Origin of the sequence: Brevibacillus reuszeri (assembly GCF_002897295.1) — a bacterium.
GTDB classification, from domain to species: domain Bacteria; phylum Bacillota; class Bacilli; order Brevibacillales; family Brevibacillaceae; genus Brevibacillus; species Brevibacillus reuszeri_A.
In genome coordinates this window covers 16468-35113 of record NZ_BEXF01000008.1, presented here as the reverse complement: position 1 = coordinate 35113, position 18646 = coordinate 16468, and the positions used below count along the sequence as shown (strand labels likewise).

Genomic DNA, 18646 nt, shown 5'->3' with positions numbered 1-18646 from the left:
AACACAGGTGTCCATGATTTACCTATACATAGAATACGTCCATTTCCAATTCTCATTCGGTCTTCTCGTACGTTTCAGGTTTTCAACCACCCATACTGCTGATCATGCAAAGAGACAAGACTCTGCTTCCTGATATGTCCGACTGTACGCAGAAAAAGACGAAAAATAAAAAGAGACAACTCGGAAAGCCACTCTCCCTAGCTTCCGGTTGTCCCTTTTTCAAAATGATGATGGCATTGCATCCACTATGTACGCAACTAGTCGTATCTCTCGTCCTCAATCCTCGTCTCACCTTCTACGATCAGCTCCAGCTCCGTCTCGAAGTTCAACAGGATTTCCACAGGCATCTGCTCTTCCAGCTTAGCCATATCCGGCAAAAGCAAGGCATCATCCACTGTCGTTGGCTTTGGCTCCAGCTTTCCAAACCATTCGCGAATTTGCTCCATCAAATGATAAAAGGAAGCCTCGAATGTATTTGCATCATCCTCGGCATCGTCTTCGTGGCTCTTTTTCATACGCTCCCAATTGGCCAGCATGATATGTAGTGCCTTTTCGATCGTCGCATCCATACCTCGTCCTCCATTTGTCACAATTTCTTCTCATTATGAACCTATTTTGCGCTGATTGCCATCGCGCTTTTTCCTCTCATCTTTTCCATTTTTGTAAAATCGTTGCGATTTTTGACACGTTTTATAGCCCGGTTGAGTCATCCGAAATGAAAGCCGGACTGCTATGCTAAAAGTGGCTCGATCAAGGAGTGGAAAGGGGGAAAAACCCTGATTTGGAGATGGAAAAGTCGCCGTTTTTTCCGCTATCTGTCACTGGCAAGCATGGCCAGTCTCATCATGTTTCTGGTTCCAACTGGCATAAGAGCGGCAGAGGGATCCAACAACCTGCAAGCCATGCTCGACCAGGCTCGCCCCGGGGATACCATATCCATACCTGAAGGGGATTACGAGGGACCGATAAAGATAACCAAGCCCCTCGTCCTGCTGGCAAAAGGGAATGTGAAGCTGACAAATCCCAGTGATGAAGCTGCTGTTACGATCCAAAGCGACAACGTCACGATTCAGGGAATCAAGATCGTAGACAAACGGGTTAACAGTGAGGATGCATCACTTGTAATCAGGGGCAATCAAAACGTCTTGGAGCAAATCGTAATCGAAACGATGGGCACAGGCATACAGCTGCGTGAGGCCAACTCCAATACGCTGCACAACATCCAGGTTATCGGCAAAGTAAAAGAAAGAGGCACAGGTAGCGACGCAGGAATCGATCACAGCAAGCACCTGACAAAAGGCCAGGAGACACCAAAAAGCAACGTAATCGCGCAAAAAGGAAATGGAATCGACTTGTACGATTCACACCAGAACCGAATTAGTTCCAATCAGGTCACGAACGCTTTTGACGGTATTTATGTGGAGCGCAGCAATGGCAATGAAATCACACAAAATCACGTAGAAAAATCGCGGTACGGCTATCATTTCATGGGAACCTCCGGCAGCATTCTTGCGGAGAATACCGGAAGTGAAAACGTGACTGGCGCCATGCTGATGGAGACGACCAAAGCTGCTGTTCTAGGCAATCAACTGCTCAAGCAGCAAAAAAACCCCAATTCCCAGGGTATCCTCCTCTATGAGGTGACGAATTCGAAATTGGAAGGGAATCAGATCGAGGGCAACCGGGTCGGACTTTATTTGGAACGATCAGAGGGAATAACGGTACGCCAGAATCAGCTAAAGCTCAATTTTATCGGGATGCAGCTCCTTAATTCGCGCGACAACGTACTGACTGAAAATGTGTTTGTCTCAAACGTCATTCAAGCACAGGCACAAGACAGTACAACTGATCGACTGGATGGGAACTACTGGGACAATCTGCAAGGGCTGGACGTTAACGGTGATGCTCGCAGCGATCTTCCTTATGAAATGAATCCCTTTTATCTCGGTCTGACGGATGCTGTTCCTCCCTACCAGCTGTTTTTCCAGGCACCGGGCTTCGTGTTTCTCGAGGGACTCTTTACTAACGGGACGGGCACAACCATTCGTGACGCTGCCCCACTGATGACTCCACCCGAATCTCAGGCTCATGATGTCGGGGGCAGCAGTAGCTGGCTGACAGGTATTTTAGGAGCACTCTTATTGCTCGGTAGTGGTTCAATTATATATACAGGAGTGAGAAAGCAATGAAAAAATGGATAACCACATTAGGTGCGATTGTAGGAATTAGCCTCATGATGATGGGCTGCGGCAAGCAGGAAGCACAGCCAGCCGAGATTGCCGAGGGCGTAGACAAATGTGATATTTGTCACATGCATGTACCAAATGACCACAACGCAACCCAAATCGTTCTCAAGGATGGCAAGGTTCTGAAATTCGATGATATCGGCTGCATGCATGAGTGGACCGAGAAAAATGGCACGGAAACAGTCGATGTCCAGTTTGTTCGTGACTACTATACGGCTGAATGGATGAAAGCAGATCAGGCTGCCTACGCCTATGACGCAACTTTCAAAACTCCAATGAGCTATGGCATTTACTCCTTCAAAGACAAAGCAGCGGCAGAGTCTTTCGTACAAGAGCAGAAAAAGGGTGTTGTCACAGACCTAAAAGCCCATACGTGGGAACGCAGCATGAGCGAGCACATGAACAAGGACGGACATTCCTCCGGTGGGCACCAGCAGCAGGATGGCCATTCTACAGAAGGTCACTCTGAAAGCACACCAGCAACAGACAGCAACACGCAATCAAAACACTAGTGTAAGGACGTGGAGAACGTGCACATCAATCTGATTGCCAAACGGGAAGTGAAGGTTGGCTTCCGCAATCCGTGGTCATACTCATTTATGGCCCTGTTCTCCCTGTTTAGTCTCGGGCTGCTCGTCATCCAGTCGCAGTCCTACATGCAAGGCTATACATATACAACCGGCACTATGCTTAACCTGATTTTGTACCTGCTGCCACTGATGACGATGCTCCTCTCCTCCTTTTCTCTCACCGCAGAAAAGGAGGAAGGAAGCTGGCAGCTATTGTCTACGTATGCGATGACCACCTCTTCCTTTTTGCTGGGAAAATACCTTGGGCAAGCGGTCGTCCTCATCTCGATTGTTTCCTTTGGCTATGGACTTTCCGGGCTTGCCGGCGCATTGCTCGGGAAAAGCTTCTCTGCCACAACACTGTTGTTTCTGTTCGTCTTTTCGCTCTGTATCATCTTGTTGTTTCTCGGGATTGCATTGTTGATTGGGGCGCTGAGTCGGAACCGTTGGCAGGCTTTGACAATGGGCGTCAGCATCTGGTTTTTCTATATTTTGGCTTGGCCTACCCTGCTCATTTCCCTGCTTAGCTTTGTTCCGTACACATGGATCAAGCCGATTCTTCAAGTCGTCACCCTGCTGAATCCGGCAGAGTTCGTCCGTGTCTTCTCTGTTGCCCGGCTTGGGGGTGGCTCGATTTTTGGCCCTGAGTACTATAAGTGGATGTACTGGGTCGATTCCCCGCTGGGAGATATGTGCTTCGTTGCACTTTGTCTGGCCTGGATTGGCGTCACACTCTATATCGCCATCAAAGCGTGGGAAAGAAGGTGAGAAACGTGGACGTATTTGGACTGGAGATTGACCAGGTAGAAAAAACGATCCAGGGGAAAACGATTGTGCATCCTTTTAGTCTGCGGATTGAGCCAGGAGAAGTCGTCGCTTTGTGTGGCGGCAATGGTGCAGGAAAAAGTACGATCTTGCGCATGATCGTCGGAATTTTGCGCCCTACCTCTGGAACAATTCAACTCAATGGCTTGAACTGGAATGATCATCGGGTCGATTACTTGCAGCAAATTGGTTATATGCCCGATCACTTTACCTTTTCACCTGGACTCACTGCTAGTGAAACGATACGCTTCTACGCCTCGCTTCGTAATCGCTCCGCTGAGGAAGCAGATCATGTACTGGCAGCAGTGGGACTGCATGAGCATCGAAACAAACGTGTTTCCCAGTTTTCCAAAGGCATGCAGCAGCGGCTTCTTTTCGCTCAAGCGATCTTGGCCAAGCCTGCGCTCGTCATCCTCGACGAGCCAACGAATGGGCTTGATCCATATTGGATGGATGGATTTGTCGATCTGGTGCGGGAAATCAAGCTCGCAGGTCAGACTGTCATCTTTTCTACGCATCAGCTGCAGGTAGCCGATGCCATTGCAGATCGTGCTATCTTTTTGATGAATGGGCAAATCGTACGTGACAGCCCAATTGAGGACTATCAGCTGCAGTATGGTGGAACGGGGCTGTACGGTGCGTTTTCGGAGCTTTTTTCGAAGGCGCAGATTTAAAAAAGGAAAAAGCAAACCGTATTGATTCACATACATGCGGTCTGTTTTTTCCTTTTTTGTATTCAGGTATGATTGCTTATGCTTTTGCTTCCATAAAAAAGACAGATAAAAACTTTCGTACACTAATCCGGCATTTGGTTGTTTTTTCGCCAGCCTCCAGCTCTTGCATGCGTTGGCGGATTTCCTGAAAATCAAATAAGCGCGGAGCAAAATGCTCGAAGGTAGGGTTGGCATAGTCGGTTAACCCTAGTGATGACAAGTGATTGAATGCTTGCAGCACCATTCGTCTGATCCTCTGCTCCATCGCACGGACTTCTTTTCCCATCGACTGCTCATCCAGTGTACCATGCAGCTTCAGCAAAATCTGTGAGTACAGCTCCTTTAGCTGAATATCGCGAAGCTGATCTCCCCTGCGCTCTTCTTGAGCCAGCCACTGGATGATCAGTACCAGATCAGGGGCTCCCGCTTCACTTGCGATCCCCAGCTGGAGCAAGAGCTGCTGTGCCTTTTGTGCCAAGCCATCCTGCTCAGAAAAGGAGGCAGGCTTCGAGCCAAAATCAGCTGGCTCCTGCTTTCCTTTGATATCTAAAATCTGCAGTGACTTACGAATGGTCTGTAGCGACGCCTCCAAAGACAAGTAGTCCGCTACCCGCTTGAGGACAGACATGACTTCCAGACGATTGATTGGCTTTTGGATAAAGGTATCAATGCCTTGCAGGTACGCTTCACCAATCATCTCTTTGTTTTCCACCTGCGACACCATGATGAATCTCCCAGCAAAGCCTTCTGTTTGCAGCTTTTTAATCGTCTGAATACCGTCCAGCTCAGGCATCAAAAGATCGATGATGATCACATCGACCCCAAATAACTGATCGATCGACACCTGATTTCCATCACTTGCCTGACCTACGATCTCTCCCAGACCGCTATCCTGAATAATTCGCTCCAACATTCTTCTCACGACCGCATCGTCTTCAATCAGAAAAAAACGGATCACGACACGACCTCCTTTCTGAGCAGTTGATCGGTTGGAATTTGCACCTCAAAATGCGTCATGCCTTCCCGATCGTGCAAAATATGCAAGCTGCCTTGCAGACTTTGGACAATCCCTCTGGCATGCGTGAGTCCAATTCCGGTAGATGAATTTCCTTGCGCATCGTATTTCGTCGTATATCCAGGCTGGAAAACCCATTCTCTTTCCTCACGGGGAATCCCCGGCCCACTGTCCAGTACGTGAAATACTATATTACGATGATCCAGCTTGACGAGCAATTCCACATTGCCGGTTTTATCAATGGCCTCTACAGCATTGGCGACCAGATTGTTCAGTACAGAGAGCAGCGCGTAGATTTGGCTCGTTGATAGCTTCACCTGACAATTCCAGGTGAACTCAATTTCCTTGTCCAGCATTTCGGCATATTTTTGGTTCGCTCGAATCACCAGTCCGCACAACTCAGCCACTGGCAGATGGGGTGATAAATCTTCCTGATTCATAAGATTGGATAATCCAGCAAGCATTCGCTGCGAGTCCTTTTTTACCTCGTGTACATGCTCTGCAATCGTGAGTGCTGTAGGCGATTCCGCATGCTCAGACTCTCGCAGCCGCGTATATAGCTGATAGCTTTCTCGGGTGATTTCTTCGAGGTGTGTCATCGATTTTCGCAAGTAAAATGCCTCTTCGTACAATTCAGTATTGATCATGCGCAATCGTTCCAGCTCCTCCTGGCGCACCGCTCCCACAGCTCTGACCTGTCTTATTGAGACACTGTTGTAGAGACCTACCACAAAAAAGCTGCGCAGGGCACCAAAAAAGAGAAGCATAAAAGCGCTCTCCCAAGTAAGCATTGGTGTATCACTAAAAATTTGACGTACTTGCAGCTCCACGATATTGGAAAGGAAATCTACCGAAGCCCCAATCAAGCCTACTAATAAAGGAAATTCCAAATACTTTCTCGCGCGAACGAAATAAATTAAGAGCGAAAAGCTGAAATAATAAAAGGCAGAGGGCAAATGTACAAAAAAGCTTTCTGCCCACGTCCGATAATCAATGAGCACGTCGAGCCCTACGCGAAACCCGAGAATAAATGTCCCCGTCAAAAAGCCTGTCAGGAGTACCGGTACGGATTGAAACCAGAGCAGTCCGAAAAAGAAAGCGGCAATTCCCAGAGAGAAGCGAAAAGAACCCCCAAAGGGATTCACCTTCATCTCTCCGAAAAAAGCCGATGCCAGCATAATGACACAGAGTATCAATAAACGCTCGCGCATAATAGCCCCTTTCTGAGAAAAACCTTGCTTACCGCAAAGCCCACTAGCAAAAGCCTTTGTTATACTTATACTTTTCCCTTATCCAGTCAGTAAAATCAACCTTTCCTAATGGAAAAGAAAAGATCTCCATTCCTATTTTACAAAGAATCGGAGATCTGCACAAAACAGTTATGACCGTTTTCCCCTCTCGTCGGGGACAAAAGTGTTTGACCACAAGCGGTCACATCCACTATTAAGCGTGCTTATTTTCCAAACGTTTGGAAACAATCGACAACGCATAGTTAACCACAAAGTACATGACCGCTACGAGCAGGAACGTCGGAATGACGTAATTGACATTGCGACCGTTGATAATTTGTGCATGGTTCATCAACTCAGGCAGAGCAATAATGACCGCCAGCGAAGTATCCTTCAATAATGAGATAAACTGGCTAACAATGGGTGGTACCATCCGGCGCAGCGCTTGTGGAAGCACAACATGCCAGAGCGTTTGTACATAATTGAGGCCTGAGGAACGAGCGGCTTCAATTTGTCCCTTTTCCACCGAGTTCAATCCGCTGCGCACAATCTCGGACAGCATCGCAGCCTCAAAAATAACCAATGCCAAAACCGCAGCATAAAATTTATCGAGCTTGATGCCCACTTCTGGCAGAGCAAAATACGTGAAGAAAATGATCAAGAGAAGCGGCAGATTACGAACTAGCTCCACCACTGTAGCGAGAATACGAGAGACGACCGGAATGCGCGCATAGCGAAGCACCCCAACTACAATCGCAATCGCAAAACTGAATACAATCGACAGAAATGCCACCTGCAAGGTGATCCAAAAACCTTCTAGGAGAAAGGTCAAGTGACTTGGCGTATAAGCCCCGATGAAGTCCATGGTGTCCCCTCCTTATTAGCGGCCTTTCGCCAAGCGTCGTTCCAAATAGCTTACGAACGAGCTTAACGGAAGGGTTAGAATTAGATAGAAAAGACCCACGAAAATGTACACATCAAACGTAACAAAGGTATCGGCTGCAATCAGATCACCGAAATACATCAGGTCGAGACCAGCAATTACACCCAAAACGGACGAGTTTTTGACCAGATTGATAAACTGGTTGCCCATGGGAGGAATGACCACTTTAATCGCCTGTGGCAAAATGACGTAGCGCATCGTTTGCAAATAAGTCAGACCTGAGGAGCGTGCGGCTTCCGTTTGTCCTTTAGGAACGGCCTGGATTCCAGCGCGTATGGTCTCCGCAATAAAAGCAGCGGTATATACAGTAAGGCCCATTGTTCCTGCAAGAAATGGATTTAGCACAATTCCGATGGATGGTAGTCCCACGAAAAACAGAAAGACTACGAGAATCAATGGAATGTTACGGATAAATTCCACGAATGCAGCGCCTATCCAGTTGAGTGGGCGAATCGGAGAAATTCGGAAGATAGCAAAGATCGTTCCTAAAACAAAGCTGCCAATCAGTGCGAGCAGGCTCGCTTTCAAGGTGTTTCCAAATCCCTCTAGATACATATCCCAGTGATCAATCAAGATCGAAAAATCAATCATCTCTGTTACGAACCCCCTCTGGCGTAAGAAAATAAGGGAATGAGCGGTAATTACAACCGCTCATCCGTAATGGAGTCGAACAGCATTATTTTTTCGGCTTTTCTCCAATCCATTTTTCGTAAATCTTGTCGTATTCGCCGTTTTCTTTCATTTCTTTCAACAGGTCGTTTACTGTTTTTACGAATTCTGCATCGCCTTTGCTGATCGCAATTCCGTATGGTTCTTCGGTAAAGGTTTCTTCAGTTACACGGTAGTTCGGATCTTGTTTTGCCATTCCGTATAAGAGAGCGTTATCAGTAGTAAGCGCATCACCTTGTCCAGCTTTTAGCGCTGTGAAGGCTTCTGCGTAATTTTCGAATTCAAGAATTTCTGCATCCGGTGCACTCGCACGAATGTTTTTAGCGGAAGTAGAGCCTTTTGCAGTTACGACCTTCATGCCTTTTTGCAGGTCTTTAATGCCATTGATGCTGCTATCTTTTTTCACGAGCAACGATTGACCAGCCAGGAAGTATACATCGGAGAAATCAACTTCCTTTTTGCGCTCTTCCGTAATCGTCATCGTAGCAATGATCGCATCAATTTCGCCGTTTTTCAGCATCGGAATCCGCGTTTTGGAGGTTACTTCTTTCAGCTCGATTTTATTTTCATCGCCAAGCACCTTTTTAGCGATTGCCTTGGCAATATCAATATCAAGACCTTCTACGTTACCAGTTGCCGGGTCCTTCAGTCCAAACAGATTCAAATCATACTTTACGCCGACTACAAATTTGTCTCTTTCCTTCATTTTGGCGATTGTACCTGTACCAGCTGCTCCAGTAGCTTGACCGCCTGGCGCTGCTCCTTCTGAGGTCTTGCCGCCTCCACAGCCTGCGAGTGCAGTTGCGCTCAGCATGAGCACCAATCCCATTCCAGCTACTTTCTTCCATACCTTGTTTGCTTTCATCTGAATACCCCTTTTCTCTCTTTGTTTTAGATTCTAGTGGTTCAAAATGCGGCTCAAGAACAAACGCGCACGCTCTTCACTCGGATTGGCAAAAAACTGCTCCGGCGTCGCTTCTTCCAAGATTCGGCCTTGGTCCATGAAGACGATGCGATCGGCCACTTCCCGGGCAAAGCCCATTTCGTGCGTCACGACGACCATCGTCATACCTTCTTGCGCCAGCTTCTTCATGACATCCAGCACTTCTCCGATTGTCTCTGGGTCCAGAGCGGAGGTCGGCTCATCGAAAAGCATGATTTTTGGTCGCATCGCCAGTCCGCGCGCGATTGCTACACGCTGCTGCTGCCCACCGGAAAGCTGTGTAGGGTACATATCTGCCTTTTCAGGAATCCCTACCTTTTCCAAATAGTACAGAGCGGTTTCGTCCGCTTCCTTTTGGGAGACACCGAGTACCTTGACGGGCGCGAGCGTGATGTTTTGCATTACGGTTTTATGCGGATAGAGATTGAAGTGTTGAAAAACCATGCCGATGTTGCGGCGTAGCTGGTTAATATCTGTGTTTTTGTCGTTCACCTGTACATTGTCAACGACGAGCTCTCCACTTGTAACCGTTTCCAATCTGTTGATGCAGCGAACCATCGTACTTTTGCCTGAACCAGATGGGCCAATAACCACGACGACTTCTCCCTGGTTGATATGCAGGTCGATGTTCCTCAGGACATGAAAGTTGCCATAATGCTTGTTCACTTGATGAAAACTAATCAACCAGATTCCCCCTTGCTCTCTTTCCTAATTTGTATCGTAAGAACGCTCTACCCAAAACTACTGAAAAAGACTAAAGAAAATATTATTTTTCTTTACAATTTTCTAATAATAGGGGTAATTGCATGAAAATCTTGCGGAAATAGGAGATTTTTCCTTCGGATTGCCTCATTCGAGCTGTAGTGGTGGGGAGAAAAAGGGAGAAAACGCTCCAGCTTCTTGGAACACTCTCTCGGGTCATCCCTGGCCGGCTCCTTTGCAAAAGCGAAACCCGCGTCCAAAAGTGGTCGGTTCAAGAGGCTTCTCAAAGTTGGACGCTAAGGGCGTGTTTCTCTTTTTCCACTGCGCCTTGGTAGGTGTTCCAAAGAGCTTCGCTTGTTTCTCCCTTTTTCTCGGACAGCTTTGAATCTGTTTCGTGCTTATTTTTTGAATGATCCTCGTTGAAGCAGATTCAGTTTCGCCAGAGAAGCATGTTTCCAGGCGGAGCGACTCACGAAGTCCTACTCAGCGGAGAGCCGATTCGCGGGCATCAGGAGCGTAACCCTGAATGATCTACGAAGAGGCTACCACTTTTACGATCCCCCGCGAATCGGCTCGGAGCGGACAGTCACCCCTTCCTCGCAGGACGTAGACCGGAGCCGAGCATGGAAACAGGCTTCTCTCCCCCTGCAGCAACGTGACACGAGACACTCCCGCCAGAGAAGCATGTTTCCAGGCGGAGCGACTCGCGAAGTCCTGCTTAGCGGAGAGCCGATTCGCGGGCAACAGGATCGTAACCCTGAATACTCTACGTAGCGGCTACCACTTTTACGATCCCCCGCGAATCGGCTCGAAGCGGACAGTTTCACTCCCATGTAGGACGTAGACCGGAGCCGAGCATGGAAACAGGCTTCTCTCCCCTGCAGCAACGTGACACGAGACACTCCCGCCAGAGAAGCAGATTTCCAGGCGGAGCGACTCGCGAAGTCCTACTCAGCGGAGAACCGATTCGCGGGCAACAGTATCGTAACCCTGAATACTCTGCGGAGCGGCTACCACTTTTACGATCCCCCGCGAATCGGCTCGGAGCGGACAGTCACCCCTTCCTCGCAGGACGTAGACCGGAGCCGAGCATGGAAATCTGCTTCCCCCCCCTACAGCCACGTTACGAGAACAAAAAAGCTGCCCCTCTGGCAGCTTTAAACTGCCAAGGAACAGCTTCATTTTTTAAAAACGATCTCAAACACCAGTTTTCGCTACACCCAGATTCATGCTACCGCTCTTGTAGCCAAGCAAATCCATCGTCACATAGGAATACCCGTACGCTTTAAGCTGATTCGTTATCTCTTCCTTATGCTGAAGAACGATCGGTATGTCCGCAGACTCGACTTCGATTCGTGCAATTTCACCGTGTGTACGCACACGCACCTGCCGGATTCCCAGCCCTTTTAAATACGCCTCAGAGCGATCGACCTTTATCAGCTTTTCCAACGTGATTTGCTCCCCGTAGCTGATTCGCGAGGACAGGCACGCAAACGATGGCTTTTTCCACGTGGGCAGGCCCAGCTCGCGTGAGAGCTCACGGATCTCTTCTTTATAGAGACCTGCCTCCTGCAATGGTGCTCGTACACCGAGTTCTTGAGCTGCACGGGTCCCTGGTCTGTGATCACTCATGTCATCGGCGATCAAACCATAGGCGAGATTCTGATAGCCTTGCTGCTCCAGAATGGGCAGCAGATGCTCGAACAAGCTTTTCTTGCAAAAGTAGCACCGATCATGCGTATTCTCCGCATATCCCGGGATGGACAGCTCGGAGGTTTCGATCACTTGATGGGGAACCCCGATCTGCCTCGCCAGCTCTCTTGCTTCTGCCAGCTCTGATGTCGGATACGTTTCCGAATCTGCGGTCACTGCGAGTACGTTTTCTGCCCCCAAAGTATCCACTGCTACCCTCACCAGAAACGTGCTGTCTACACCACCGGAAAAAGCAACAACGACTCTTTCCATTTGTCTGAGCAAGCTTCGCAGCGTCTCCATTTTTTGTTCATGCACCGTATAATCCTCCTCCTTTCTCCACACTGGACAGACTGATCTTACTCCTCTACGTAAGGTATGGTTAGCGGACCTAGCGGAAGAACGGCCACGGTCATTTGCTCGCCGTACTTTTTCTTCAGCTCATTCAGGTTTTCCGTAATGTCGCGCGTAGGTGTAAACATGGCCAGCTCTACGGTTTCATCCGACAAGCTGGAATACACATGCACATCTGCCCAAACCTGAATAACTGCCTGCTTCTGCACCTGCCATTGGTCGAAGATTTTAAAGGAAGGATCATTGATCATATCCAAAATTTCCTGTGGAGTCTTGCGCATTTTCAAGATACTAGCGTAATTGCCATGGTTGGGAAGTCCGTCCGAGCACTCCGCAGCGCAAATAATCGTTCCGCCTTTTTTGACAATTTTATGTGCAGCACTCATGCCTTTTACCGCTTGATACAGATTCTGGTCCAACGGATAGCCGGAATTCGACGTGATGACTACATCAAAGCGGTGGTCACAGCGTATCATCGCATGCTCTTTTGCAAATGCGCAGCCCTGATCGTGGGCTTCGAACAGCTCACCTGCAAAAACAGCGGTTATTTCCTTTTCGCGGTTCAAAGTAACATTCAACATAAAGTCAGGCTTGCACATCCGATTGACTTCGCGGGCCATATCCTGCACCGGATTGTTCTCCATATTTCCCCACGTTGCCAGCGGGTCACCGATCATCCGGGCGTTGTGAAAGGTCATGATGGTCTCGATGCCAGCGATTCCAGGCATAATCCCTTTGGGTCCACCAGAAAATCCGGCAAAGAAATGCGGCTCGATAAAGCCCGTCACGATTTTAAAATCTGCCTCTACGTATTCCTTGTTTAAATACGCATCACAACCGAAACGGCTTTCTCCTACCTTGACCAGCTCTTCTTTTTCATGGCAGTGATGGTTGATGACGCGCACATTGTCCACCACCCATTCACCCAGCATCTGCACGAATTCTTCCCGTGTCTGGTCTCGGTGCGTACCTGTCCCGTTAATCACCACGAAATTTTCCAGCGGTACATGCGACAGCTCCTTCAAAATCCACGGAACCAGCTTGTGATTGGGCGTAGGACGCGTGATGTCGCTGATGACGATCGCTACCTTGTCTGTACCTTTTACCATGTCTCGCAGTGGCTGTGTACCGATCGGCTCCTGGAGTGCTTGTATTACCGCTTCCTCTTCATTTTCGAGACCCGGCAGGTTTTTCGGTTCGACTATCAAGGAGTCATCTGGCACATCTATCGTCAATCCGTCTTTTCCATAAAGCAGCGTCGTTTTCATTCCATTCTCCTTTTCCAAACGATTTACAGGCTACACATTGATTGGTTTTCCTGCTGTATGATCCTCCTGTTTTCCGTCAATTCCTCTCTTTTTCTGCCAGTTATCTACGATGATGACAGCGATCGGGCAAAGAATTGCCGTTGTCAGCGTAGAAATCGAAATTTGGGCCGTAGCGATCTGTACGAGATCCTGATAAGCTTGGGCATCTGCGGCGGACATCATCCCCGAGCCCGAAGCTACCGCGGCTGCCGCTGCAATCGCTGCTGGTGTTCCTACGGCGTTACCAGCTGTAGATGCTTCCGAAATAGGAGCAATCTGGCTCTTTTCTCGGAAGATTTTGAATACAATTATACCAGTAAAGCCTGTCAAAATCGTAGTCATGAGACCAAGGGCAAGTCCTGCAAGAAGAACCTCCATTTTAAGGAAGGTAGCAAAATCCATTCCGGCACCAAGTGCAAATGCGAAGAACGGTACTGGCAAAAATTCACCTGGCTTCAGGAACTCACGAATGTCTTGATCGAGGTTACCGAGCAGCATTCCAATACCAATCGGCAATAATACAGCGATAAATGCGATTACAGGGAAATTGGCGCCAAGCATTCCGAGTGCCATCAAGGTAAAGAAGGGACCGTCATTCAATGAGAGAACCGCAACTGCCCCAACATCCGAACGGTTGCCGTACTGCGAGGTGAGAGCCGCGTACATACCGCCATTTCCATTGGTCATCGCGGCGATAATCGCAAGCGCTGATAACCCGAGGAATCCGTTCATCATATCTCCGGAAAGGTATCCCCACAAGAAACCGACACCGACACCCGTGAAGTATTTGGAGGCCGTCAGCAGGGCTCCTTTTTTCAAAGCTTTACCACCGACACGCAGATTCATTTGGCTTCCACAACAGAAAAGGAACAAGGCAATGAGAGCAATCGCACTGTTTTTAAAGAGAGCCTCGGCAAATCCGCCAATCCGCAATAGCTCGTAATGTCCATCCTTGGTTGGAGCGACGCCAATCGCCTGTAACGCGTCCATCACAACCGGAATGTGCATTTGGTCAACCGTGTTTAACAAGGCTCCAAATAACAACGGAACCACCATTAACCCACCGGGCACTTTTTCAATCGCCTTCTTTATTTGCATGCAGCAACCCCCCTGTTTCTTTTTTTATTTGGAACGAAAGCCCGCGAGATACGTTCTCAGCACCTGCTCAGCCGTTTGTGTCAAGAGCTCAGAAGCTCTGTTCATAGCCTCCTGCAGAGTCATTGGCCCACTCATGATACTTGTGATGCTATGGATTCCGAATTCGTACAGCGTATCTGTCCCTTTACCGACCGATCCTGCCAGAACGAACACGGGAATACCTCTTTTTTGTGCTTCTTGGGCTACGCCCATCGGCGTTTTTCCAGAAGCAGTTTGAAAATCAATCTGTCCTTCTCCAGTGAATACAATGGCAGCATCCTGCATTTTTTCTCCCAGCCCTGTGTACTCGATGACGATATCGATGCCACGCTTCATCGTGGATGGAAAAAAGGCTTGAAAAGCTCCGCCGATCCCACCTGCTGCACCTGCGCCTGGCAAATCGTGAAGCGAGATCCCTGTTTTCGCCTGCACCAGATCGGCCCACTTGCCTAGCGAGCGATCCAATTCTTCCACGATTTCCGCAGTCGCTCCTTTTTGCGGACCAAAGACGTGTGAGGCTCCATTTGGTCCAATCAAAGGATTCTGTACATCGGATGCAATCAAAAAGGTGGACGCAGAGATTCTTGGATCAAAATGCTGATCATCAATTTGCTGAATGCGATGAAGCTCCCCGCCGCCAAAGCCGACCGACTTGCCATCCGCATCAAGCAGCTTCATCCCGAGAGCCTGCAGCATACCGATTCCACCGTCATTCGTAGCACTTCCGCCGAGACCTACGATAAACCGTCGGCAGCCATCATCCAGCGCCCGCTTGATTAATTCACCGGTGCCGTACGTAGTGCTGATCAAGGGGTTTCTCTCCTCCGGTTTGACCAGAATCAAACCCGAAGCACTGGCCATTTCAATCACACACGTCACCTGGTCTCCTAAAATGCCGTAAGCGGCTCTTACTGGCACATGCATCGGCCCCGTCACGTCGACCTCTACTCTCCGTCCCTTAGTGGAGGCAATCAGGCTCTCCATTGTACCTTCTCCACCATCCGCTACCGGTACCAAAACTGTTTGCGCGTCCGGCATCACCTTTTTTATCCCTAACTCTATTGCACTAGCTGCTTCGGGTGCGGACAAACTTCCTTTGAATGAGTCGGGCGCGATGACTATCTTCACTCTCTACAATCACTCCTTTGTAAAGCGCTTACATTTTTATCTTTTCATCATTATAGGCTGGTGACAATTGAAATTCATCGTTCACGGCATACAAAAATACAGCTACAATCGGCTGATTTTTTTGTATATTATAAATAAAAACCTAGAAAAGAGGCATGGTTCCATGCTGACAGAGAAAATCGCACAGGAAATCGTCCGCGAAACCATGAACCGCTTAAACCGCAATATCAATATCATGGACCACACTGGCACTATTATCGCATCCGGCGATCCAGCGCGTGTGAACCAAATTCATGAGGGCGCCTCGGATGTGATTCGAACAAAAATGCCGCTGCTGATTACCAAAGACAATCAGGAGCAGTACAAGGGTGCACGCCCAGGCATAAATTTGCCCATTCAATTTCAGGACCAGATCATTGGCGTCATCGGCATTACTGGCCGTCCAGAGGAAATCCTCGAATTCGGCGAGCTGGTCAAAATGATTACGGAAATGATGATCAACCAGTCTTTTCTCGCATCCCAGATCGAATGGAAGCAGCGAATGAAGGAATTAATTTTCGAAGAGCTGGTAAAATCGGAACCAAACGATGACGCTGTGGAGCAAAGATTAAATCTATTGAATGTAAAATTAAAATCTCCCTTTCAAGTGTCCCTGATTCAACTCAAAGATAATCCTCTCTCAAATCAGGAGCTGATTCAAAAAATTGAAGAGCTGCTCGATGCCCAGCACATACTGGTAGGCTTTTTCAAAGTAAATCGATTGTTCATTCTTACCTCTGCTACCACCGAGCAAGTGCTCAAGCGAAAGCTAGAGATGGTAGGCGCATTTCTCCAGCACGTGGGCATCCAATTTCATATCGGCTTGGGCGCACCCGTCACAGAACAGCGAAATATTTGGAGATCTCGGGATGAGGCTAAATTAGCCCTGCTGCTCGGAGACAGAAAACAAAGGGTGACTGCTTACGCGGATATTGAAACGCTCGCACTCATTGACCGAATGGACCCGGATGTGAAGCAAAAATTTGTACAACGCCTTTTTGCCCACCTCACTCCCAAATTTATCGAAACCGCAGAAGCCTTTTTCGCAAACAATCTTAGCATTACCGATACAGCCAAATCGTTGTTCATCCATCGAAATACACTCCTCTATCGATTAGCAAAAATCAAGGAGCTGACTGGCTATGACCCGCAGCTATTCAAGGACGCCGTCTCCCTCCAGATCGCCGTTTGGATTCATCAAAATCGGACAAGCACGGAGGAGTAACAAAAAACAGCCAGCTTTCCCTTACAAAAAGGAGAGCTGGCTGTTATCTACTTTTATTAACGGAGGCGGTTAACCCAGAATCCGCCTTTTAGTTGCTTTGCCTCAAAGGAGATAACAAATGCCTTGGGCGCTATCTCATTAATGAGCTTCCACAGTTTTTTTTCATTCGTCCGTTTGGTCAGTACCTGCATCATCAAGCGGTGTCCATCGCGGCCTTCCGCAACCCAGGAGGTTACGCCAAAGCCATGCTCACGCAGCTTTACGGGAACTTCCAGATCAACAGAGTCTACAACCACCTGCAGCGTCACATAGCCCAAGGCCAAGTACTCCTCGATCTTACTGCCGATGAATACCCCCATTCCCCAGCCGATGCAGTACGCGGCAAGATTCACCCAATTGTCCAGGTTATCCAGAACAATTGCCAATCCCTTCAAATAAACAAAAACTTCTACCATAGCCAAAATGGATGCCATCACGCGATAACCTTTGATCACCATTAACAATCGTAATGTAAAAAAGGATACATACAAAATGTTAATCCCGATGATGATCAAAACAAACTCAAAGCCCATTGCTCTCCTACCCCCACCCAAACTGGGCACTTTGTCATTTTGTCACGTGACTACAATATAAGCGATCCATATGGCAAAAGCCAGATGAAAAACTAGGGTATTTAGCTATTTATGAAAATACCACCTAAAGCCCCAATCAGCACAATTACCCAAGGGGGGGTTTTCCAAAATGCAAGTAGCGTAAAGAGAATCGCGGCAAGCACAAAATCGGCAGGAGTCAGAATCGAGCTAACCCAGATCGGGTCATAAAGCGCAGCTAACAATATTCCCACAACAGCCGCATTCACACCTGCCAAAGCGGCCTGTATGCCACGTTTTTGGCGAAGGGCTCCCCAGAATGGCAACGTCCCTGCAACCAATAAAAAGGCAGGCAAAAAAATGGCAATCGTCGCAACTGCTGCCCCTGCCCATCCATTCATTACAGCGCCCAAGAAAGCAGCAAAGGTAAACAACGGACCTGGTACCGCTTGGGTTGCTCCGTATCCGGCAAGAAACTGTTCTTTTGTTAGCCATCCTGCCGGCAATACTTCCCTTTCTAACAGTGGGAGAACCACATGACCTCCCCCAAAAACAAGCGAGCCTGCCCTGTAAAAGCTGTCAAACATCGCGAGCCAAGGAAGGGAAAGCACTCCTTTCAAAACGGGCAGTGCCAAAAGCAGGCAAATAAATAACGTCAAACAAAGCACAGCAACGGATCGTTTTATTGGTACGCGAATGGCGGGGACGATCGAAGCCTGTTCTCCCCGATAAAAGGACCAACCGAGCAATCCCGCTAGGACAATGATCATGATCTGACTAAATGCCGTTTGCCACAATAACGCAGCTGTAGCAGCCAATACAGCGATCGTTGCCCGCTTTTTATCAGGCGCAAGCTTTTTGCCCATTTCGATGACGGCATGAGCAACAATCGCAACGGCTACGATTTTTAGTCCGTGAATCCATCCTGCCTGTGCAATAGTTGATTCCTGCATAAACATAGCGAATAACACGAGGACAAGAACAGATGGCAGCGTAAAACCGAGCCAAGCCGCAATGCCCCCAAGCAAACCGCCACGTAGGATTCCGATGCCGATCCCAACCTGACTGCTCGCAGGACCGGGAAGGATTTGGCAAACAGCTACAAGCTCAGCATAGCTTTTCTCATCCAACCATTTTCTACGCTTGATATATTCTTCGTGAAAAAAACCGAGATGAGCGATAGGTCCGCCAAATGAAGTTGCTCCGAGCTTCATAGAAACGAGAAATAATTCAAAGAGCCTTTTTAGCTTGCTGGATTCTGTATTTGGTTGTGCCCGTTTTGTCTTCATTGGCTGATTACTCTCCCTCCGTCTGCTTTCC

At 48.3% G+C, this 18646-nt stretch carries 19 protein-coding genes; 6 read left to right on the top strand and 13 right to left on the bottom strand.

The annotated features are described in order from the left end of the window. Window positions 1-257 precede the first annotated feature (257 nt). Window positions 258-569, bottom strand: coding sequence for a hypothetical protein (locus C3B52_RS14350; RefSeq protein ID WP_103106831.1), 312 nt, complete (start codon window positions 567-569; stop codon window positions 258-260). A gap of 261 nt (window positions 570-830) precedes the next feature. On the opposite strand from C3B52_RS14350, the gene C3B52_RS14345 reads away from it, so the two are divergent. Genes C3B52_RS14345 through C3B52_RS14330 form a run of 4 tightly spaced genes read left to right on the top strand, consistent with a single transcriptional unit; the run spans window position 831 to window position 4314 of the window. Beyond that, entirely contained in the window at window positions 831-2189 is a 1359-nt protein-coding gene (locus C3B52_RS14345) for a right-handed parallel beta-helix repeat-containing protein (protein ID WP_235615716.1), read from the top strand. After that, entirely contained in the window at window positions 2186-2758 is a 573-nt protein-coding gene (locus tag C3B52_RS14340) for a nitrous oxide reductase accessory protein NosL (protein ID WP_103106830.1), read from the top strand. Before C3B52_RS14345 ends, C3B52_RS14340 begins: the two co-directional genes overlap by 4 nt. An 18-nt stretch (window positions 2759-2776) precedes the next feature. After that, window positions 2777-3583: an ABC transporter permease gene (locus C3B52_RS14335; RefSeq protein ID WP_103106828.1), complete on the top strand. Its 807-nt coding sequence runs from the start codon at window positions 2777-2779 to the stop codon at window positions 3581-3583. 5 nt (window positions 3584-3588) lie between these two features. Beyond that, window positions 3589-4314 carry an ABC transporter ATP-binding protein gene (locus C3B52_RS14330; RefSeq protein ID WP_103106826.1) on the top strand — a complete coding sequence of 242 codons (726 nt, stop codon included), beginning with the start codon at window positions 3589-3591 and terminating at the stop codon, window positions 4312-4314. Window positions 4315-4390: 76 nt separating this feature from the next. Here C3B52_RS14330 and C3B52_RS14325 read toward each other — a convergent pair whose 3' ends face one another. The 6 genes from C3B52_RS14325 to C3B52_RS14300 all read right to left on the bottom strand — a co-directional run bounded on the left by C3B52_RS14325 (window position 4391) and on the right by C3B52_RS14300 (window position 9836). After that, complete coding sequence (locus C3B52_RS14325) at window positions 4391-5311, bottom strand: response regulator (protein ID WP_103106825.1); 921 nt, start codon at window positions 5309-5311, stop codon at window positions 4391-4393. Then, entirely contained in the window at window positions 5308-6579 is a 1272-nt protein-coding gene (locus C3B52_RS14320) for a sensor histidine kinase (protein ID WP_103106823.1), read from the bottom strand. Before C3B52_RS14320 ends, C3B52_RS14325 begins: the two co-directional genes overlap by 4 nt. 232 nt (window positions 6580-6811) lie before the next feature. Then, window positions 6812-7462 carry an amino acid ABC transporter permease gene (locus C3B52_RS14315; RefSeq protein WP_103106821.1) on the bottom strand — a complete coding sequence of 217 codons (651 nt, stop codon included), beginning with the start codon at window positions 7460-7462 and terminating at the stop codon, window positions 6812-6814. 15 nt (window positions 7463-7477) lie between these two features. After that, window positions 7478-8131 carry an amino acid ABC transporter permease gene (locus C3B52_RS14310; RefSeq protein WP_103106819.1) on the bottom strand — a complete coding sequence of 218 codons (654 nt, stop codon included), beginning with the start codon at window positions 8129-8131 and terminating at the stop codon, window positions 7478-7480. A gap of 85 nt (window positions 8132-8216) precedes the next feature. Continuing rightward, window positions 8217-9074, bottom strand: a complete 858-nt coding sequence (locus tag C3B52_RS14305; RefSeq protein ID WP_103106818.1) for a transporter substrate-binding domain-containing protein — start codon at window positions 9072-9074, stop codon at window positions 8217-8219. A 33-nt stretch (window positions 9075-9107) separates the two neighbouring features. Next, window positions 9108-9836 (bottom strand): amino acid ABC transporter ATP-binding protein, encoded by a 729-nt coding sequence (locus tag C3B52_RS14300; protein WP_103106816.1) that lies wholly within the window; start codon window positions 9834-9836, stop codon window positions 9108-9110. A 906-nt stretch (window positions 9837-10742) separates the two neighbouring features. Between C3B52_RS14300 and C3B52_RS36450 the strand changes: the two genes are divergently transcribed. Then, window positions 10743-11015: a hypothetical protein gene (locus tag C3B52_RS36450; protein WP_164684783.1), complete on the top strand. Its 273-nt coding sequence runs from the start codon at window positions 10743-10745 to the stop codon at window positions 11013-11015. 36 nt (window positions 11016-11051) lie between these two features. Here the strand turns inward: C3B52_RS36450 and larE are convergent, their stop codons facing one another. The 4 genes from larE to C3B52_RS14275 are packed head-to-tail and all read right to left on the bottom strand — an operon-like array spanning window position 11052 to window position 15472. Then, window positions 11052-11864 (bottom strand): ATP-dependent sacrificial sulfur transferase LarE, encoded by an 813-nt coding sequence (gene larE / locus C3B52_RS14290; protein WP_235615715.1) that lies wholly within the window; start codon window positions 11862-11864, stop codon window positions 11052-11054. Window positions 11865-11905: 41 nt separating this feature from the next. Continuing rightward, a complete protein-coding gene (gene larA, locus C3B52_RS14285) occupies window positions 11906-13168 on the bottom strand; it encodes a nickel-dependent lactate racemase (protein ID WP_103106812.1) in 1263 nt (420 codons plus the stop codon). Between the two features lie 30 nt (window positions 13169-13198). Then, window positions 13199-14305, bottom strand: coding sequence for a 2-keto-3-deoxygluconate permease (locus tag C3B52_RS14280; RefSeq protein ID WP_103106810.1), 1107 nt, complete (start codon window positions 14303-14305; stop codon window positions 13199-13201). Between the two features lie 24 nt (window positions 14306-14329). Then, the gene (locus C3B52_RS14275) at window positions 14330-15472 is read right to left on the bottom strand and encodes a glycerate kinase (RefSeq protein WP_103106808.1); all 1143 of its coding nucleotides are present in this window, start codon (window positions 15470-15472) and stop codon (window positions 14330-14332) included. Window positions 15473-15635: 163 nt separating this feature from the next. Here C3B52_RS14275 and C3B52_RS14270 point away from each other — a divergent pair, with 163 nt between their 5' ends. Then, window positions 15636-16736, top strand: a complete 1101-nt coding sequence (locus C3B52_RS14270) for a CdaR family transcriptional regulator (RefSeq protein ID WP_103106806.1) — start codon at window positions 15636-15638, stop codon at window positions 16734-16736. 56 nt (window positions 16737-16792) lie between these two features. Here the strand turns inward: C3B52_RS14270 and C3B52_RS14265 are convergent, their stop codons facing one another. Further along, a complete protein-coding gene (locus tag C3B52_RS14265) occupies window positions 16793-17308 on the bottom strand; it encodes a DUF2179 domain-containing protein (RefSeq protein ID WP_049737218.1) in 516 nt (171 codons plus the stop codon). Between the two features lie 101 nt (window positions 17309-17409). Beyond that, a complete protein-coding gene (locus C3B52_RS14260; protein WP_103106804.1) occupies window positions 17410-18615 on the bottom strand; it encodes a chromate transporter in 1206 nt (401 codons plus the stop codon). Window positions 18616-18646 lie beyond the last annotated feature (31 nt).